Below are 18,688 nucleotides of genomic sequence, written 5' to 3'. Positions count from 1 at the left end.
CCAAACGGGTCGCGTTCAGCTTTATCATTATTATGACATCTGGCTTCAACAAGTTGTTTCTATGGCAAAACCAGTCCAATTTCTCTTCATCTTTCGGCAATAGGTTATTCTAACATAGTTTTTCGTTTTCTGCAAGTTTACAGATTTTTATTTCATTTGCTGAAGCTGTTCTACCACTTCAAATAAGCCCATGCTGTTGCTGCCTTTTAGCATAATACTATCTGTTGCTTCAAGATTTTGTTTTACAGCATCAATCAATTTATTCTTTTCTTTTTCAAAATAGAACACAGGTAGTTGGGGGTATTTTTGGTTCAATTCTTCTTTTAGTGCATGCATTTGTTCCCCATAAAGGAAAATCATGGCGAATTTCTCAGGATCGATATGTTCACTCATTTGCGCATGCATATTTAAAGACTCTTTCCCTAATTCCAGCATATCTGCTAACACAGCGATTCTGCGTCCTTTTGTTGGTAGATTTTTAAAAGTATCTAATACCAGTCCCATGGCTGTTGGATTTGCATTATAGACATCGCTCAAAATAGCTGCACCATTTCCTGCCGTTAGCCATTCGGTTCTGTTTTGAGTGATAGAAACATGGGCGAGCCCTTGGCGTATCTCAGGTATGGACAGTCCAAAGAAGCGCCCGATCGTATACGCAATCAAAGCATTCGTTACATTATAACTTCCAGGCAGCGGGATCGTAAATGTTTCTCCTTCTACTACAAAATCGGTTTGTGCTTTTCCTTTTGCTGTCACTTCCGCATGAACATCGCCATTTCCAATACCGAATGTTGTGACTGTTTGTACTAATGTTGCCGTTAAAGGTGTCAGCAACGGTTCATCTGCGGGCACAACGAGTAATCCGTCTGGTACAAGTCCGTCAGTGATTTCCATTTTGGCTTTAGCGATTCCTTCTCGCGACCCAAGATTTTCTATGTGTGCTTCACCGATCATTGTGATTGCTGCAGCTTTTGGTTGAGCCATAAGTGAAAGTTCCGTGATTTCATTGGCGTGATCCATGCCCATTTCCAAGACGATCTTTTCTGTATCTTGGGGCATGTGCAAAATCGTGTAAGGAAGACCAATATTATTGTTGTAATTTCCTTGCGTCTTATATGTTTTGTATTTTTCAGACAAGACAGACGCGGTTAGATCTTTCGTGGTGGTTTTACCATTGCTTCCTGTAATTGCAACGACTTCTGCGCCTACTTTTTCCAAGTAATAGGTTGCCAATTGCTGCATGGCTTTCAAAGGATCTGCTACAGGAATAACTGGAAAATCTTTTGGAGCTTGTTCAACAGGCAAGCTCCAAAATGAAGCAGATGCTCCGTTTGTGATCGCTTGCTGGATAAATTCATGTCCATCTCGCGTACCAGCAAGAGGAACGAATAAACTTCCTTCGGTTATCTTCCGGCTGTCAAATTCGACATTGGTAATCTTTGTCAGTGCAGAGCATTCGCTGCCCACGGCTTGTGCAATTTCTTGTATTGTTAGATTCATTGAGATCTCTCCTAAAAAAGGTTGTGAAAAAAGCGTTTGGCCTAAACGGCGGGTTCGCATGACTCTCACTTCCAAGTAAATTTCTCTATTCGTATTTAGAAGCTAGAATGAACGCGGTTACGCAATCACTCCAGCTTCTTCTTTATTTCTCTTTATTCATTTTTTTAAAAAAAAGATTGACGCTGATGGTATCGATTCATTCCTAATTGAATCAGTTCTTCAATCAAATCACCGTATTTCAAGCCCATATTTTCCCATAAGAGTGGGTACATACTGAACTCCGTAAATCCTGGCATAGAATTTAATTCATTCAGGAATAATTCATTTTTATTTGTCAAAAAGAAATCACACCGGCTCAATCCGCTTCCGCCTAACATCGTGTAAGCTAACTTCGCGTACTCTTGTGCTTTTTGATAAACTTCTTCTGGCACTTCGGCTGGAATCTGCATTTCGATTTTATTATTGATATATTTTGCTTCATAATCATAGAATGCTACGTCTTTTACGACTTCACCAGGCAAAGTCGTCCGAACGTCTTCATTTCCTAATACAGCAACTTCGATTTCGCGCGCTTCAATTCCTTGTTCAACGATTGCTCGAGAATCATACTGATAGGCTGTTGCTAAAGCATTTTGCAGCTCTTCTCGGTTTTCTGCTTTTGTAATGCCGACACTAGAACCCATATTCGCCGGTTTGACAAACATCGGATAAAGCAAAGAACCTTCACATTGATCAAATACTTTTTTAGGATTTTCTTTCCATTGATTCTTAAGTACTGGTACATAAGGAACTTGCGGCACACCAGCAGCTTGTAAAATATACTTGGTCATGATTTTATCCATGGCACATGCACTGGTCAATACGCCTGCGCCGACATAAGGCATATTCAATGTCTCTAAGAAGCCTTGGATCGTTCCATCTTCCCCGTTTGGCCCATGTAAAACTGGAAAAACGATGGCTCCTTCTTCTTTGATTTCGCCCGGATTGATCACTTTTCCTGTAAAGCCTTCCTCCGTCTGTCCACTTGGGTCCCATGAAAGATGCAAGACATCTTTGCTTGCAGGTTTTTCTGTTAGTAATGGACCTTTGACCCATTGTCCTTCTTTTGTAATAAATATGAGTTGAACTTGGTAATAATTATAATAAATGGCATTTAAAACTGAAAATGCGGAAAGAATGGACACTTCATGCTCTGCGCTGCGTCCGCCATATAGTAAAGTAATCTTCAAAAGATTGTCCTCCTGTATTCTAAATCGTTCAGTGATTTACTCTCATATTTTAGCACAAAACAAAAATAAACGAATAACTTATTTATAAAAAAACGAGTTGGTTTCTAAAAGAACAAACGTCATTTATTTTTTGTCAGCTAGATTATTTGTCCCGTTTTTTTTAAAAAGTTATGATAAAGAAAAGGAGGGATGATGATGGCGCAAACAAATCCACGCAGCCGCTTGGCAGAAATCATTCGAGTGTTCATCAATTACAATGTAGTGCCAAACTTTGTACAGCAAAAAAATCCCGAACAGGTAAAAAAAGCCTTTGAAGAACTAGGCCCCACCTTCATCAAGATAGGACAGATGCTTTCTGTTCGAGAAGATTTGCTTTCTTCTGCCTTCACTCAAACATTCAAAACATTACAAGATAGTGTACCTAGCGACACATTTTCAACGGTCAAAAAGACGATCGAAACAGAACTTTCTCTTTCATTATCAGATATATTCGATGATTTTTCCAAATCGCCTTTTGCCTCTGCTTCTATGGGGCAGGCTCATCGTGCCAAGCTGAAGAACGGTGACTCGGTCGTCGTTAAGATCCAACACCCTAACATCGCCGAAGAGATTCGACTTGATCTTCAACTATTTGAACGAGCGATCCCTTTGATCAAATACATTCCTGAAACTAGCGTAGTTGATCTAAAAGGGGTACTCCAAGAAGTGAAACGTTCCTTGATCAATGAAATGGACTTCTTAAAAGAAAATCAAAATGGCGAACAATTCTATCAAAAGAACAATGGCTGGAAAGAGATCCGCAGCCCCAAAATTTATGACGCTTTTTGTTCGAAAAAAGTGATCGTGATGGAAGAAATGTCTGGTAAAAACTTGAATCATTTGATGAATGCCAAAAACGGAACAGAAACTTTTATCACCGGTATTCAAAACAAGCAGCTGAAACAAGAAGTTGCAAAGCTTTTAGTTGAGAACTTTATGAAACAGGTATTTGATGATGGTTTTTTCCATGCTGATCCTCATCCAGGGAATCTGCTATTCCATGTACTAACAAAAGAAGAACAGACACGAGCTAGCCAAAAAACTGAAACAGTCCATGAAAAAGAGTTCGGTTCCTTTACTTTTCGAGCCTCTACTTCTACAGAAGACCCTGTTGCGCCATATACCGTCAACTACATCGATTTTGGTATGATGGGGCATCTTTCTGCAGGGCTTAGGCAAAAACTCACACAAGCCGTTTTAGCGCTGTATACAAAAGATGCTTATCGAATCGAAAAAGCGGTCTTGCGACTTTGTCAGCAAGAAGGCGTGTTTGATGAAAGTCGGTTCCACCAAGAACTGACAAGTTTTCTTGAACAGTATTATGATTCTCCTATTGATGAAATCAACTTGCAAGAAGTATTCACACACGTCGTGACGATTTGTCATCAAAATAATCTGCAGTTCGATCGTGATATCACGCTTTTGCTGAAAGCATTCGGGACATTAGAAGGGGTGATCCGTGTCCTTGACCCTGAAGTTTCCCTCATGGAAGTCGCTTCGCCTTTTGCCCAACATTATTTTCTCACTCATCTGGATGTAGAAGATACATTGAAACAAAGCGGATTAGACTTATTGGAAGGGATGAAGGCTGCGCCTAAGATCCCTCAACAGCTCCACCATCTATTAGAAATGTGGTCTTCGGGACAAGGAAAAGTCAATTTGGAATTGAAAAAGCAAGACAAATTATTGAGCAGGATCGAAAGTATGATCAATCGGCTTGTTTTCGGTATGATTTTAGCTGCATTGATCGTAGGGTCCTCCCTGCTTGTCCAAGCAGCACCTGTAGAAAACGCAGAGGTCGTTTCCTTATTAGGGATATTTACGTATGCTATTGCCGCATTCGTCATTATTTTTTTGGCAATCGATGCATTGATCCAAATGTATAAGAAGAGGAAAAAGTAGAAAAAGGTTGTGACAGAAAGAATCAGCTTCAAGAAATAAGAAGGGGTTTTACATAAATTGTTTCTCAAATTTTTGTGAAAATTCGGCTTATTTTTCGAAGAGGCTACTTCTGAAACACCGAGAATAAAAAATGTGAAAAAGCTGTTCTGCACCCAGTAATAAGAACAATCAAAAAGGAACAAGGAATCCATTTATCCTGTTTCCCTGTTCCTTTTTTGGTGTATTCGAGCATAAATAAAATACCTTCGTTACCTACTATCTTCTGTACTTGGTAAACCTTGGTCAATTGCCTTTTTTAACGCTTGACGAAAAGACATATGATCTTTCTCCGTAAAGGGTTTTGGACCCTTTGTCCTTATGCCAGCTTTTCTTAACTTTCCACTATGATAACGTTGTTCTAGAAGCGTGCCGATATTCGCTTCGTCAAATTCTTTTCCAGAGTGATGGAACACTCGGACGCCCTTCGGCAATACAAGTGAAGCTAAACCATAATCTTGCGTGATCAAAAAGTCATTCTTCTTAACCATACCGACGATTTTATAATCCGCACTATCAGCTCCGCGGTCTACGTAGACGATTTGGACATGATTAGCGTATTCTTTGGTCGTATAATGGTCCACACTGGTTACGATAATCACGTCGAGACCATAGGATTCTCCTAATTTTATGACATCTTCTTTTACTGGAGAACCATCTCCATCAATGAATAGCCTCATTCTTTTTCGCCTTCTTCCATAAATGATAAACAGTTACTAATCCGCTCAGTAAAAGACCAACATTGATCCATTTTGCCAAGATAAGCAGTTGTACACTTTCTATCGGCACTGATTCACGGTTCAGCGTGATCAATAATAGATGGATTGGCTCTCCCATTTCTTTTGCTAAAATAAACAAAAGCGTCATCAATAAAAACTGGTGGATCACACTCCCTTTATTTTGAGTAGTATACTTGACAACGATCCGGCGATCCATTGGAATAGCTGCATCAGTTTGATAATATTCCTTATTTAGCCAGCTGCCTGTTACTACGTGCCAGAAACTAAGCAGAAAGACACCTATCGCAAAACCATTTGGAATCAAGAGGACCAATAAAGAAGAACTCAGTCCAAGCAATTGCATAGCCAATGGAGACCATGATAAACGTTTCAAAATCCATGGTCCGACTATTTTTGCTGCAATCAAGCCTGCTGCATAAGGCAAATACATAAAAATCGAAAGTTTTTCTAATCCGTACAGTATGCCAACATAAAAACTGCTAAACAAAAAAAGGAAATTCCCTAGCATTCCATTTAGAAAAGTAAACAGATTTAGCCAGCTTGGCAACTTCCATTCCTTCTTCTGGTGTCCTAAAACAAACACGAACAAGATGAACAGCAGCAAGAAACCATAAATAGCAAGATCAAAAAGCCTTTCATCGAATAACAATCGGGCATTTCTCAAAAGAAACAATAAGCCAAAGAATATCAAAAATAAAACAAGCTCTCGCGTAGCTACCAGATTTCTTTTGATGTCTTTGAAATCCAGTTCGTAACGCGGATAATGACTAACCGTATGGTAGGCCATAACGTAAAAAAGTGTATAAATAGTAAAGCTTGCTGCAATCTGAGTCGGTGCAGGCAACTCAATCGCTTGATACAGGAGAAATAGCCAGATAGCTGCAAATAAGTACTTTTTCCCATCCATATTGATAAAACCTTGCGTCTTTTCGTGAAAATTGACCGTGGTATTAGCAGGTACAAGCCATGCTGCACTCAGCCCTAGCAAAACACTTGAAAAATAAAATAAAGGAAAATAAAATACGCCTAATATTCCAAGCAATGAACCCGCACCACCAATCAGCAGAGCGATCATCAGCAACGTGTAACTATCTAGACCAAATCGTAGACTGTTGACTAAAAATAGTCCAGTCATCCGAAAGGCATAAAACAGCGTAAATGGCAAAATCGTCAGCCAATTATGCGAGTCTGTTAGTCCCAAAAATAAAAGATAAGGAATAAAAATAACCGTGTTACTTAAGATAAAGGGCGTTGTTTGTGTAAAATTACGCCCAAATCGTTTGAGTTTTTCGAACATGACAATGGCTCCCTTAAACAGTCTTATAACTAATCTGCTCTTCGATTTTAGCATTAAAGGGGAAATAAACCAATTTTACAGAATATATTCTTGTAAAAAAAAATACAGAAAGAAGCATAAGCTTCTTTCTGTATTTTTACGGTACTTGATTACTCAAGCAGACAAGCCCTTCTCCACAAAAGTCTTGTCCGACACCCCTGCATCCGGCAGGTGATAAAGATAGAAATCAATTATCCTGTGCCTCCAAAATCAATTAGGAACTCTGTAAACCAGAGTCCTTCTCGACCCGTCGCATAAATTTACTTTAACACAGTTCCTATGTTTATGCGAGAGCTTTTTTCATTTTATAATCAACCATCTGGAATCCTTGACCGATATCTGAAATAAGTTCTTCTGTAATCTCAAACCCTTCATGCTTATAAACCTCGATTGCTTGATGATTTCCCTGGTTCACTCGCAAAAAGATCTCTCTTTCCTTTGTTTGCGCAGCAAGTTCTTCATACCAGCGAAAAACCGAAGAAGTCAATCCTTGGCCACGTACTTTATTTAGCAAATATAATTTACTTAAATAAATTTTTCCATTTATCTCTTCATAAGCAGTGTAACCGACCGTCTTTTCTTCGCTTTTTAATAAAAAGTAGGACACACCTTCTGTCAGTTCTTTTTGAATCTGTTTTTTTGACTGATAAGTTTTCAGCATGTAATCCACTTGTTTTTGACCAATGATCGGCACAAAAGCTTCCGGCCATACTTCTTGTATGACTGCCATCAGCTCATCCAGTTCATTTTCTGTTACTTTTATTTTTTCCATACACCCACGTCCTTTTTTACATTATATATGACCTTGCGCTTGATGGAATAAAAAGAGCATGATCATGCTATACACACCTACCGACCATGGTTTCAAGAAAATCACAATCTGCATAAATTCCCTAAAAGATAATTTCGTCAAACCAGCTACTAGACAGATCAAGTCGTCTGGCGCAAAGGGAAGCAGCAAGGTAACGACTAGTACTTTTTTGATATCTTTCGTTTTTCTTGTCAGCAATTCATCAAATTTCTGATACTTTTTTGGCGATAAAATAAGCTGGACAAAGGCTACGCCATAGTAACGGACAAGCAAAAATCCGATTGCTTCCCCAATCACTAGGCCAATACAACTATATAAAAGCCCAAATCCATTGCCAAACATCAGCATGCCCGCTACTGAGGAGATCCCTCCCGGCAAAATAGGAATGATCACTTGGATCACTTGCAACAGAACAAATATCATCACTGCATACTTGCCAAATTGCTGGATAAACGCTTGCAAAGACGTGCTCGATCGAAAAATCCCATGATGATAAGCATAAAGAATCAACACAAAGAAAAAAAACAGACCAATAATAGGCATGATCTGAAGACATTTTTGTAAAACTGATCCTTTTTTAGACATCTATATTCCCCACATCTTTTTTCATTTATTAAAACTGCCTCCTTAGGGGGTGCGACAAAAGAGCTTCTTCAAAAAAATAAGTCGAAATCTCACACAAATTCGAGAAATAATTTTCGTAAGTTTCTTCTTATTTATTGCATCTAACCACTTCTGTTACAACCTCTCGTTAAACGGTGTTCAAAAGCTTGCATCTACGATAATAAGCCCAACCCAACGAAAAACGTGAGGAGCTGTTTTATTTGGATGCTCTTATCGCTTGATGCAAAGACAGCTTTTTTACAACCTCTACTTCACGGTGCTCAATCAGCTGACCTTCGGTATTAGCTCAAAAAACGGTAAAATATAAACAGCTATTTTCCGTTTCTTCTTTTAATACTCAGGTCAAGATGCTGTTTTCACAACCTCTTGTTATAAATAAAAAAACAGTTGGCTGGTGACTGTTCAAAAAGCAGAATCCTTGCTTTTCAAACGGTCGCAGTCCGTTCAACTGTTTCGCTGCGCACTATTTATGGTTTAAGAAACTAGCTACTTTTGTTGTAATCAAATCAATAGCAACGTGGTTTTCTCCGCCTTCTGGAACAATGATATCCGCATAGCGCTTCGTTGGTTCGATAAATTGATGATACATCGGTTTAACAACTGTCAAATATTGTTCGATCACGGAGTCCAATGTGCGTCCCCGTTCTTCCATATCCCGTTTGATACGACGAATGATACGAATGTCATCATCTGTATCTACGTATACTTTGATATCCATCAAGTCACGCAGACGTTCGTCTTCTAAAATCAGGATTCCTTCTAGAATGATCACTTCTTTTGGTTCCTGAATGATCGTTGCCTGACTTCTTGTATGCGCTACATAGTCATACACGGGTTTTTCAATGGCTTTATAGTTCAGTAAGTCGCCTACATGCTGAATCAGCAGATCATTATCAAAGGCAAATGGGTGATCGTAATTTGTGTTCAAGCGTTCTTCAAAACTCAAATGGCTCTGATCCTTGTAATAAGAATCTTGTTCAAGCATCATGATGGAATGGTCCGGGAAGTTGTTGAAAATCGCACGGCTGACACTTGTCTTTCCGCTTCCGGATCCACCCGTCACACCAATGATAATTGGCTTGCTTTTTGTCATTGACTAAAACCTCTTTCGTATCCGTTTTTTCATTCTAATCTATTATAGCGAAAAAACACGAAAATGCTATATTTTTCTGAAAATTAATCCTTTTCAATTTCCAATAATGAATAAAGTTCCTCTAATGAATCGATTCGATAAGTAGGCTGGATTTCTTCGATTTCTGGTAATTTATTTCTATTGAACCAAATCGTATCGATCCCTGCCATATTTCCTCCTTTGATATCAGAAGTCAAAGAATCACCAATGATCACAGTTTGCTTTTTATCAAAATTAGGAATGTGGGAAAAGACATGATCAAAAAATTCTTTCATCGGCTTTTGCGCTCCGACAGCTTCTGAGACAAAGATATCCTTGAAGTAATCAAGCATTCCTGCATCTGTTAATCGCCGATGTTGCGTGTGCGACACACCGTTCGTCACAATATAAAGTTCAGCATGCGGATGGACCTTTTTCAGGATTTCTAGACTTCCTGGAACAAGATCATGACCTTGGTTCAAGTAGTGGCGGTAGCGTTTTTCCATTTGATCACTATCTACTGTTTTCCCAAATTGCTGGAAAAGTAACCCAAAACGACTGCCTATTATTTCTTCTCGTGATAGTCTGCCTTTTTCAAACTCCTGCCATAAATGATGATTCAAAGCCTTATAGCTGGTTTCGATTTCTGGTGTCAATGTGATTCCTTGTTCTGCAAACAAAGCACTTAAAGCATTGGCTTCAGTTAATTGAAAATCTAACAATGTATCATCTACATCGAACAATAAAGTTTTATATTTCATCTTTTTGACCTCCTATTTAAAATAAATACTTAACTTTTTCATCTCTGCTAATGTCAACGATCGATACTCGCCTACTCCTAGCTGTTCATCTAATTCCAATGGTCCCATGCTTAGCCGTTTCAATGCGGTCACTTTCTTTCCTTGGGCTAAGAACATCTTTTTGACTTGATGGAATTTTCCTTCTTGGATCGTCAATAAAACCGTACTTTGGTGCTTGTCTGCTTTGAGTATTTTTAAATCAGCCGGCTTACATTGATACCCATCAGCGAATACGATTCCATTTTCAAATGCTGTTACGTCTGCTGATGTCACCCTTTCGTTCACAACTACTTGATAAGTCTTTGAAACCTTTTTTTCTGGAAGTAGCATTTCATATCCCAATTGTCCATTCGAAGTGATCAGCAATAGTCCTGTTGTATCTCTATCTAGTCTTCCCACTGGATATAATGGTTGGAAACGATCGGCACTTGCAATCAGATCGATTACTGTCGTCTTTTCTGGATCTGATACAGCTGTAACAGCTTTTTCAGGTTTATTGAGAAGATAATAGGACTCATTTGTTTCTAAGTGTTCACCTGCTACTTCGATTTGATGCAGTAAACTATCTACATTTCGATTTTGTCGAAATTCGACTGTGCCATCTATCATCACTTGCTTCAAAGCAAACAGCCGCTTCATTTCCTTGCGTGTCGTTTCTAATTTTTCTTCTATTAATTTATCTAAACGCATGCTGTTTCCTTTCTTATTACTACTAATTAATTATACCTTGAATATTCTTGCTTGCAAATACATCATCATAGTTATTCCTTGACTTAATTAACAGTTCACGTTACGGTTAAATAGTAAAGTGAATTGGATTTCTCATACACAGCGTAATGACCTGGTGGAGAAAAGTTGAATCCTGACTTTCTAAGGGGAGATGCGCGCATCTCTCCTTTTGCGCTTTTTTAAGCGCCCTGCCTTCGATGATGTGCACGAGATTAGCCTTTAGAATTCACTTAAATAAAATCTGTCCGTTACCAAAGCAGACAGTCACATTTTAAGGAGGAATTTTGGTTATGTCAGTATCATTAGAAGTAAGTAAAAGAGAAGTACGTCCCCGTTCATTAAGAAACAAACTTCGTCACGAAGGGAAAGTTCCAGCTGTTGTTTATGGGTATAAAGTAGAAAGTACCCCTATCTCATTCGATGGTTTGACACTAAGCAAATTGTTGCGTGAACATGGAGCGAACACAGTCATCACGATGGACATCGATGGACAAAAAGTCAATACATTGGTTCACAAGATCCAAACGAACACTTTTACCAATCATTTCGAACATGCAGAATTTCTATCTGTAAACATGTCGGAAGAAACAGAAGTCGAAACAGAAGTCGTTCTTGTTGGCGAATCAGTGGGTGCTAAATCTGGTGGAGTGTTAGCTCAAAACTTGTATACAGTAGTCGTATCTGCTACACCAGACAAATTGCCTGAACGAATTGAAGTTGACGTGACAAACTTGGAATTAGGTGATTCTATTACAGTAGCCGATCTTCCAAAAAACGACGATTACAAATTCGTGACCGACAGTGAAGAGCAAATCGCTGCTGTAGTCGCTCAAAGTGAAGAAGAAGAAAGCACAGGTGAAGGTGGCGAACCAGAAGTAATCGGTTCAACAGAAGAATAATACTGAAACAATCAGGTGGTGTTAGAAGCGGCGGGTCAGCAGCTTTTAACACGCCTTTTTTTCTTTCTAATCGTTTATTTTCATATGAGGCTTCCACTTTTACAAATAGCTTTGCAAACGAAAAATCCTAATTTACCAAGCTTTTCCTCGCATACTTTTATCGTACCTTTATAAAAATTTATACTTTGAAAAAAAGTATTCAATTATTGTTGCATTTTTCCTGATTCTTTATTAGAATGAACCCTCGTTGAAGTAAGTATTTCTAGTTTATCCTAGGATTAATTATAAAAATAAAACATTCGTTGATTCGAAGGAGGTTAAACAGATGTTTGAAAGTTTTGATAGCAGCCGCAACCGTTACGCTTCAGTTGGTGTCGTATCAAGTTTGCCAGATGAATTGATTGACAGTATATGGTTTATTATTGACCTAGATCTTAAGGGAGTCATTCCATTAGAAAATATATTAACCTTTGATTTGATCGAAAATCGTGGAAAAGTGACGATGCATTTTTCTCAAGCAGGAAGCAATGTGGAAATGGATATTGATTTGCCGTTTGCCTATTCGAACCAATTTCCTGCTCAAGTATACGCCTATGATGACGGTACGAGAGAAACGATCCTTTTACCAAGTGAGATCAGACAATATTAAGGTGATAGATAAACGTGGATGTCCCTTATTTTACAGACCAGGCCAAGTTGTTGATTCTTTGACTCAATTCTTGGCTTCTTTTTATGGAGTTTCATAAATTATCATTGATTTCTAAATGGTATTCTCAGGATAAACGCTATATACTACTAACTAAATTTTAAAGATATAAGGAGTTTAAAAGATGCGCGATTTAACAAAAGGAAGCCCCGCTAAACTGATTTTGATGTTCACTGTTCCTTTACTGATCGGAAATGTTTTTCAGCAGTTCTACAATATGATCGATATGATCATCGTGGGTCAGACGCTAGGTAAAAATGCGCTGGCAGCGGTTGGTGCAACTGGAAGCCTGACATTTTTGATCATTGGCTTTGCCCAAGGTTTAACAGCTGGTTTAGCCATTATCACCGCACAACGTTACGGTGCAAAAGATTATCGGGGTCTGAAGAAAAGTTTTGCTGCTAGTGTTGTCATTAGTCTTGTCGTCACTGTGATTTTAACTGTCCTAAGTCTCCTGTTTATTCGTCCGATGCTTCAATTGATGCAAACTCCTCCTGAAATACTTGATCAAGCACAAACATTTATTTCAATTATTTTATTAGGGATCTTTGCATCAGTCAGTTTCAATTTGCTTTCTAATGTCATTCGCGCACTTGGTGACAGCCGCACACCACTATTCTTTCTGATCATTGCGGTCATCAGCAACGTCGTACTTGATTTGATCTTTATTATCTATTTTGGCATGGGTGTGGAAGGTGCAGCTATTGCTACAGTAATCGCACAAGTTTCTTCCAGCGTACTGTGTCTAGTGTATATCAAGAAAAAAATGCCTTTGTTACAGTTACGCAAAAAAGATTTCAAATTTGAAAAAGAAGAGTTTGCTGTACACCTAAACGCTGCTTTGCCAATGGCGTTTCAATCTTCGATCATCGCTGTTGGTGCTATCGTGTTACAAGCAGCACTAAATAGTCTAGGGACAGATGTCGTAGCTGCTCAAGCCGCTGCTGGTCGTATCGACCAATTTGCAAATCAGCCGATGATGTCATTTGGTATTGCAATGGCAACTTTCACTGCACAAAACTATGGTGCGAAAGAATATGGCCGAATCTTGCAAGGGGTACGTCAAACTTTACTGATGAGTGTCGGATTTAGTCTCTTAGCAGGTGCTATCGTCATTTTCTTCGGTCATTTCTTTGTTCAATTGTTTGTTAGCCCATCAGAAACACGTGTATTTGAATTAGCACAAACCTACTTCAATATCAATGGGTCTCTTTACTGGATCTTAGCAGTCCTGTTCATTTTACGCTACACACTTCAAGGGCTTGGACAAAGCAAGATCCCTACGATCGCCGGTATGATGGAATTGCTTATGCGTTCTTTTGCAGCTATCGTTCTTACAGGAATGTGGGGATACCCAGGAGCAGCAGCAGCTTCTCCTTTAGCTTGGATCGGTTCTGTTGCCGTGTTGCTTTACTCTTATATGCGTTCGATGAAACAATTGAAACACATGGGTGAAGAGGAACATTTCACATTAGAATATGCAGAAGCAAGATAGCCTTGATTAAAAGAAATCGTTGCGGCTAAAAATGAAAACTTTTATTGAAAATATCTTCTTCGTTTACCGAAAACAGGTTTTTTAGATAACAAAAAGGCTGTGACAAAAAATGTCACAGCCTTTTTTCTTTTATTCTGTTTTTCTTTCTGTGGACTCTACTTTGAAATAATCGATATGTGCATGCTGGTATTCTAATACCGTGAAACGAAATGATGCAATCTCAATGATTGTTCCTGCTTTTATTTCTTTATATCGGCTAGAAGCAAAGCCCGCAAGTGTAGTAAAATTCGTTTCTTCAAACTCTGGAATTTCTACATGAAAATAACGCTGGAAATCATCTAATGTTAGTTTGCCGGAGATGATATAAGAGCCATCTGACTGTTCCGCTATCAATGCTTCGTCCAAATCTGTCTCATCTCGGATTTCCCCGACAATTTCTTCTAAAATATCTTCAATCGTCACTAAACCGCTTGTTCCTCCGTATTCATCTTTTAAGATAGCAATATGCTTTCCCTTTTTTCGCATGATCGTCAATAATTTTTTTATAGGGATCGTTTCAGTTGTTACGATCGGCTCTTCAATCAAATGTTCTACTGTCAGCTGGTCATCTTTATAAGATTGCTTGATCAAATCTGGCAAGGTGACATAACCTAAAACATTGTCTTTTGATTCTAAGATAACCGGATAGCGAGTATGTCCTTGTTCAATCGAAGCTCTTATCGCTTCTTTGACGGTTTCTGAAGCTTCGAATACTTGCATGGACGTACGGTCTACTTGTATATCTTTTGCCAAGGTATCATCAAATTCAAACACGTTTTCCAAATAATGATATTCTTCTTTGGTCAACTCTCCTTTTTCATAAGAATTCAATGCGACTAATGTCAGCTCTTCTTGAGACAATGTCTCTTCTCCTTCAGATACGAGACGCACACCTAATAGCTTCCCTAGCCCTGCAGCTGAATGATTCAATACCCAAATAAAAGGAAACATTATTTTATAAAAATAATGAAGTGGTTTAACTACGAACAAGACGACCTTCTCCGTATTGACGATACTATAGCTCTTAGGAAGCAGTTCGCCAATAACCACATCGATATACGTAACTAAAATAAATCCCAGCGCCACAGAGATTGTACTGCTAATAGCCGAACTAAAAGGTAGTTTACCGATCACTGGTTCTAGTAAAGCCGCGACAGATCCTTCACCGACCCACCCGATGATCAAACCGGTTAGCGTAATTCCTAATTGACTAGCTGATAAATAGTTATCTAAATGGTGTGTAACATGAAGAGCTAGCTTGGCGTTCTTTACATTTTCCTTTTCTAGTTGTTCCAATCTTGATCGTCTGATTTTCACTAAAGCAAATTCACTTGCTACAAAAAATGAAGTAATTGCAATCATCAAAAATAAAATAATGAAATTGATAACCATATTCTCCCGCCTTTCTCTTTTTCTATTGTACCCTTTTTCTACAAAAAGATTGAAAATAATGCGTATTCATATTTAAGAATAAAAAAGGAGATGCGGCATTTTTCAGCCACATCTCCTTATCACTTCAAAATCATTGCGTTACTTGTTGCTAAACAGCTTTTTCATGACCTCTGATAAAAACGGTATTCAAAAGCTTGCATCTGCGGCATTAAGCCCAAACAGATGAAAAACATGAGAAGCTGTTTTTATCTGCTCGTTCTTACTGCTTGTTGCAGTACAGCTTTTTCATGACCTCTGATAAACGGTGTTCAAGTAGCTGACATTCGACATTAGTTCAGGTCAAAGCGCTACTTTCACAACCGCTCTTTCAACCATGTTTTCCGAGTATTTCCAATGATAAGCGGAACAGTTTCATGTTTTACTTCGCTGTACTCTAGCCCAAACCATGTTTCTGGCGAGGTAGCGATTTTTTTGATTGCCAGTTTTGCCTGCATGATTTGACGTTGCCATTTTCCTAGAGTTGTCACATTGGAAACTACTTCATCAATCAGGACAAATTGGAAATCGCCAACTTCCCGTCCTGGTGTCAGAGAGTATCTTTGTGGCTGTTTTGGCAAACGGCCTTGTTTCATCAAATCATGGATGACTTGGCGAACATATACGTTGATTTCCTGTTGGACCCTGAAACCTAAGAACAGATTCACTTGGACAATAAAGTCGGTGCCCATCATAACTACTTGATATTCTTTCGTATATGGCTCATCCGTCACTTCCACATGAACAAACCAATAGACTCGTGCTCTTTTAGGCCGTTTATCTAAAATCGAATAGATGAACTGTCGGCCAACTTTATCTTCAGCCATATCAGGAACCAAGAAGACCACATTTGTCTGATAGATTGGTAAAGAAGTATCATCACGTAATTCTCTAAGCTGCGGGATATAATCTCTCAAAGACACATCCTCGGTTGACGATTCGCGAATAATGTTCCCTTGTTCCCAAATAAACATCACGACTAAAATGATCAGACCAATCAGAACGGCTACAAAACCGCCTCGGAAGAATTTGACAACACTTGAGATAAAGAAAACGACTTCTATCGCACCGAAGAAAAAGGTAACTAAATATGCAAGCCAACGAGAATGCCCATTTTGGATAAGATAAAAGTAAAGCAGTGCTGTTGTCATCAACATCGTCACAGTGATCGATAGACCGTAAGCAGCTTCCATATGATGAGACGTTCGGAATGTGACAACCACTAGAGAACAGGCGATCCATAAAATCAGATTGACTGCTGGGATATACATTTGCCCGATACTGTTCCCAGGATACATGATCTTTAACCGAGGCAGCAGTTTCAACTTGATTGCTTCTGAAACTAGCGTAAACGAACCTGTAATCAATGCTTGCGAAGCAATGACTGCAGCGACTGTTGCAAAAGCAACGCCGATCACGATCCAACTTTGAGGCATCATTTGGAAGAATGGATTCAGGTTCTTGATTTGCTGTGCTTCAGGGTTTTGATAAACATTCAACAACCACGCAGCCTGCCCAAAATAATTGATAACCAAACAAATTTTGACGTAAGGCCAGCTCAGACGAATATTTCGTTTGCCGACATGTCCAAGATCGGAATAAAGCGCCTCTGCACCTGTCGTAGCCAGGAAAATATTTCCAAGAATGAACAAGCCTAATTTGTTATCTGCACTAAAAAGCAGCTGGATAGCGTAATAAGGATTCAGTGCACGGATAACTGTCCAGTCTTGACTGAAGTTCATTAATCCCATGACGCCTAAAAAAGTAAACCAAGCGAACATGATTGGTCCGAATGCTTTTCCGACAATATCTGTACCAAAGCGTTGGACCATGAATAAAACAAAAATAATAACTAAAGTGATAATGACGATCACGTTCTGGTTATTACCGAATTGGTCAAAAAACTGCGGAATTCCTCGCAAGCCTTCAATCGCAGTCGTTACCGTCACAGCAGGGGTCAATACCCCATCTGCTAGTAAGGCAGCTCCTCCAATCATTGCAGGAATGATCAAATACTTCCCACCTTTTCGGACAAGTGTGTAGAGCGAGAAAATTCCACCTTCACCATGGTTATCTGCATTCAATGCAATCACGACATATTTGATTGTTGTCAGTAGAGTCAATGTCCAAAAAATCAATGAGACTGATCCGATAACAAAATCAGGATTGATTCCTGACAATCCGCCATTATCTTCAACAATCGATTTCATAACGTAAAGCGGACTTGTCCCGATGTCTCCGTAGACGACTCCCATCGCTACAAGCAGGCCAGCCATTGATATCTTTTTGGTATTGTGCGTTGTTGCCACGTTTTTCCCTCATTTCTTGTTATATGGATATCCTTTAGGTAAGCTTGAATGATAGATGATATTCTTATCCATGACACCCGCTTTCCTAAATTGCTTCTAATTATCCAAGTAACACACTGAAGTGTCAACTTATTTGAATAAAATTATTCTTTCTTTGGACGTTCTCTGATACGTCTTGCCACAAATGAATAAAGAGCAAGGCAAAAAATTGCACCCAATAATGCTGGTATCAAATAAAAACCGCCGAGTTCCGGTCCCAGTGGTCCTAGTAAAAATTCGCCGAGCCAACTACCTAAAAAACCGATAATGATATTTCCAGATACACCTCCCGGGACTTCCTTTCCTAAAATTGCGCCAGCTATCAAACCTAATATACCGCCGATAAATAACGACCATAAAAAATTCAGCATCTTCTTTCCCTCCTTTATCCATATTTCTCACTTTTATTTTACGCTTTATTCAGAAGGACTCCAAAAATATACGCCAAGAAACTCCAGAAAAAAAGAGGTTGTAACAAAAGTGTTCAGCTTATTTCCGTAGAAGCTGCTTCTGGAACACCGTGAATCAGAGGTTGTGAAATCAGCGGTTTGACCTGAGTATTAGAGAAACAAACGGAAAAATAGTTCCTCATATTTTGCCGTTTTTTGAGCTAATATCGAGGGACAGCTGATTGAACATCGTTTATTGGAGAGGTTGTAAAAAAGCTGTTCTGCATCAAGTAATAAGAACAGCCAAGTAAAAACAGCTCCTAATGTTTTTAACTTGGCTGGACTTATTACCGCAGATGCAAGCTTTTGAACACCGTTTATTCGCAAAAAAAGGACTGTGACACGGCTTTTGTGTACCGACCCCCAAAAGTTAGACCAAAAAATCTAACTTTTGGAGGTCGGTATTTTTTATGGCTAAGTATACTTTTGAACTTAAATTAAAGATCGTTCATGATTATTTGGATGGT

General features: G+C 38.9%; 16 protein-coding genes. 4 read left to right on the top strand and 12 right to left on the bottom strand.

Going from position 1 to position 18,688, the window contains the following annotated elements; genetic code table 11:
• Positions 1–147: 147 nt before the first annotated feature.
• Entirely contained in the window at positions 148–1,500 is a 1,353-nt protein-coding gene (murF, locus tag RG571_RS03520; protein ID WP_002317074.1) for a UDP-N-acetylmuramoyl-tripeptide--D-alanyl-D-alanine ligase, read from the bottom strand.
• 164 nt (positions 1,501–1,664) lie between these two features.
• Entirely contained in the window at positions 1,665–2,729 is a 1,065-nt protein-coding gene (locus tag RG571_RS03515; RefSeq protein ID WP_002339488.1) for a D-alanine--D-alanine ligase, read from the bottom strand.
• Between the two features lie 195 nt (positions 2,730–2,924).
• Between RG571_RS03515 and RG571_RS03510 the strand changes: the two genes are divergently transcribed.
• A complete protein-coding gene (locus RG571_RS03510; protein WP_308947515.1) occupies positions 2,925–4,670 on the top strand; it encodes an AarF/UbiB family protein in 1,746 nt (581 codons plus the stop codon).
• Positions 4,671–4,918: 248 nt separating this feature from the next.
• Here RG571_RS03510 and RG571_RS03505 read toward each other — a convergent pair whose 3' ends face one another.
• The 7 genes from RG571_RS03505 to RG571_RS03475 all read right to left on the bottom strand — a co-directional run bounded on the left by RG571_RS03505 (position 4,919) and on the right by RG571_RS03475 (position 10,818).
• Positions 4,919–5,386 carry a YaiI/YqxD family protein gene (locus RG571_RS03505; RefSeq protein WP_002307386.1) on the bottom strand — a complete coding sequence of 156 codons (468 nt, stop codon included), beginning with the start codon at positions 5,384–5,386 and terminating at the stop codon, positions 4,919–4,921.
• A complete protein-coding gene (locus tag RG571_RS03500; protein ID WP_002317071.1) occupies positions 5,370–6,743 on the bottom strand; it encodes a hypothetical protein in 1,374 nt (457 codons plus the stop codon). Before RG571_RS03500 ends, RG571_RS03505 begins: the two co-directional genes overlap by 17 nt.
• Before the next feature lie 322 nt (positions 6,744–7,065).
• Complete coding sequence (locus RG571_RS03495) at positions 7,066–7,554, bottom strand: N-acetyltransferase (protein ID WP_002296548.1); 489 nt, start codon at positions 7,552–7,554, stop codon at positions 7,066–7,068.
• 21 nt (positions 7,555–7,575) lie between these two features.
• Positions 7,576–8,178 carry a TVP38/TMEM64 family protein gene (locus RG571_RS03490; RefSeq protein ID WP_002331170.1) on the bottom strand — a complete coding sequence of 201 codons (603 nt, stop codon included), beginning with the start codon at positions 8,176–8,178 and terminating at the stop codon, positions 7,576–7,578.
• Between the two features lie 502 nt (positions 8,179–8,680).
• Positions 8,681–9,310, bottom strand: coding sequence for a uridine kinase (gene udk, locus RG571_RS03485; protein ID WP_002289751.1), 630 nt, complete (start codon positions 9,308–9,310; stop codon positions 8,681–8,683).
• An 83-nt stretch (positions 9,311–9,393) separates the two neighbouring features.
• Entirely contained in the window at positions 9,394–10,089 is a 696-nt protein-coding gene (locus RG571_RS03480) for a YjjG family noncanonical pyrimidine nucleotidase (protein ID WP_002317068.1), read from the bottom strand.
• Between the two features lie 12 nt (positions 10,090–10,101).
• Positions 10,102–10,818 (bottom strand): 16S rRNA pseudouridine(516) synthase, encoded by a 717-nt coding sequence (locus RG571_RS03475; RefSeq protein WP_002325204.1) that lies wholly within the window; start codon positions 10,816–10,818, stop codon positions 10,102–10,104.
• A gap of 329 nt (positions 10,819–11,147) precedes the next feature.
• Here RG571_RS03475 and RG571_RS03470 point away from each other — a divergent pair, with 329 nt between their 5' ends.
• The 3 genes from RG571_RS03470 (at position 11,148) to RG571_RS03460 (ending at position 13,957) form a co-directional block, all read left to right on the top strand.
• On the top strand, positions 11,148–11,756 hold the full coding sequence (locus tag RG571_RS03470) for a 50S ribosomal protein L25/general stress protein Ctc (protein ID WP_002299254.1): 609 nt from the start codon (positions 11,148–11,150) through the stop codon (positions 11,754–11,756).
• 325 nt (positions 11,757–12,081) lie between these two features.
• The gene (locus tag RG571_RS03465) at positions 12,082–12,405 is read left to right on the top strand and encodes a DUF960 domain-containing protein (RefSeq protein WP_002289744.1); all 324 of its coding nucleotides are present in this window, start codon (positions 12,082–12,084) and stop codon (positions 12,403–12,405) included.
• Between the two features lie 181 nt (positions 12,406–12,586).
• A complete protein-coding gene (locus tag RG571_RS03460; protein WP_308947770.1) occupies positions 12,587–13,957 on the top strand; it encodes an MATE family efflux transporter in 1,371 nt (456 codons plus the stop codon).
• 129 nt (positions 13,958–14,086) lie between these two features.
• Here RG571_RS03460 and RG571_RS03455 read toward each other — a convergent pair whose 3' ends face one another.
• From RG571_RS03455 to RG571_RS03445, 3 genes are all read right to left on the bottom strand, one after another.
• Positions 14,087–15,388, bottom strand: a complete 1,302-nt coding sequence (locus RG571_RS03455; RefSeq protein WP_195193844.1) for a hemolysin family protein — start codon at positions 15,386–15,388, stop codon at positions 14,087–14,089.
• Between the two features lie 353 nt (positions 15,389–15,741).
• The gene (locus RG571_RS03450; RefSeq protein WP_114635015.1) at positions 15,742–17,733 is read right to left on the bottom strand and encodes a KUP/HAK/KT family potassium transporter; all 1,992 of its coding nucleotides are present in this window, start codon (positions 17,731–17,733) and stop codon (positions 15,742–15,744) included.
• A gap of 143 nt (positions 17,734–17,876) precedes the next feature.
• Positions 17,877–18,143 (bottom strand): GlsB/YeaQ/YmgE family stress response membrane protein, encoded by a 267-nt coding sequence (locus tag RG571_RS03445; RefSeq protein ID WP_002289280.1) that lies wholly within the window; start codon positions 18,141–18,143, stop codon positions 17,877–17,879.
• Positions 18,144–18,688 lie beyond the last annotated feature (545 nt).

The organism is Enterococcus sp. FR204, from assembly GCF_031143325.1.
Taxonomy (GTDB): Bacteria; Bacillota; Bacilli; order Lactobacillales; family Enterococcaceae; genus Enterococcus_B; species Enterococcus_B faecium.
Note: the sequence above shows the minus strand (reverse complement) of the source record. Positions and strands in the feature narration are given on the sequence as shown.

Coding starts and splice junctions, on each gene's coding strand:
- murF (WP_002317074.1), bottom strand. CDS start 1,500: ATGAATCTAACAATACAAGAAATTGCACAAGCCGTGGGCAGCGAATGC.
- RG571_RS03510 (WP_308947515.1), top strand. CDS start 2,925: ATGGCGCAAACAAATCCACGCAGCCGCTTGGCAGAAATCATTCGAGTG.
- RG571_RS03505 (WP_002307386.1), bottom strand. CDS start 5,386: ATGAGGCTATTCATTGATGGAGATGGTTCTCCAGTAAAAGAAGATGTC.
- RG571_RS03500 (WP_002317071.1), bottom strand. CDS start 6,743: ATGTTCGAAAAACTCAAACGATTTGGGCGTAATTTTACACAAACAACG.
- RG571_RS03495 (WP_002296548.1), bottom strand. CDS start 7,554: ATGGAAAAAATAAAAGTAACAGAAAATGAACTGGATGAGCTGATGGCA.
- RG571_RS03490 (WP_002331170.1), bottom strand. CDS start 8,178: ATGTCTAAAAAAGGATCAGTTTTACAAAAATGTCTTCAGATCATGCCT.
- udk (WP_002289751.1), bottom strand. CDS start 9,310: ATGACAAAAAGCAAGCCAATTATCATTGGTGTGACGGGTGGATCCGGA.
- RG571_RS03480 (WP_002317068.1), bottom strand. CDS start 10,089: ATGAAATATAAAACTTTATTGTTCGATGTAGATGATACATTGTTAGAT.
- RG571_RS03475 (WP_002325204.1), bottom strand. CDS start 10,818: ATGCGTTTAGATAAATTAATAGAAGAAAAATTAGAAACGACACGCAAG.
- RG571_RS03470 (WP_002299254.1), top strand. CDS start 11,148: ATGTCAGTATCATTAGAAGTAAGTAAAAGAGAAGTACGTCCCCGTTCA.
- RG571_RS03465 (WP_002289744.1), top strand. CDS start 12,082: ATGTTTGAAAGTTTTGATAGCAGCCGCAACCGTTACGCTTCAGTTGGT.
- RG571_RS03460 (WP_308947770.1), top strand. CDS start 12,587: ATGCGCGATTTAACAAAAGGAAGCCCCGCTAAACTGATTTTGATGTTC.
- RG571_RS03455 (WP_195193844.1), bottom strand. CDS start 15,388: ATGGTTATCAATTTCATTATTTTATTTTTGATGATTGCAATTACTTCA.
- RG571_RS03445 (WP_002289280.1), bottom strand. CDS start 18,143: ATGCTGAATTTTTTATGGTCGTTATTTATCGGCGGTATATTAGGTTTG.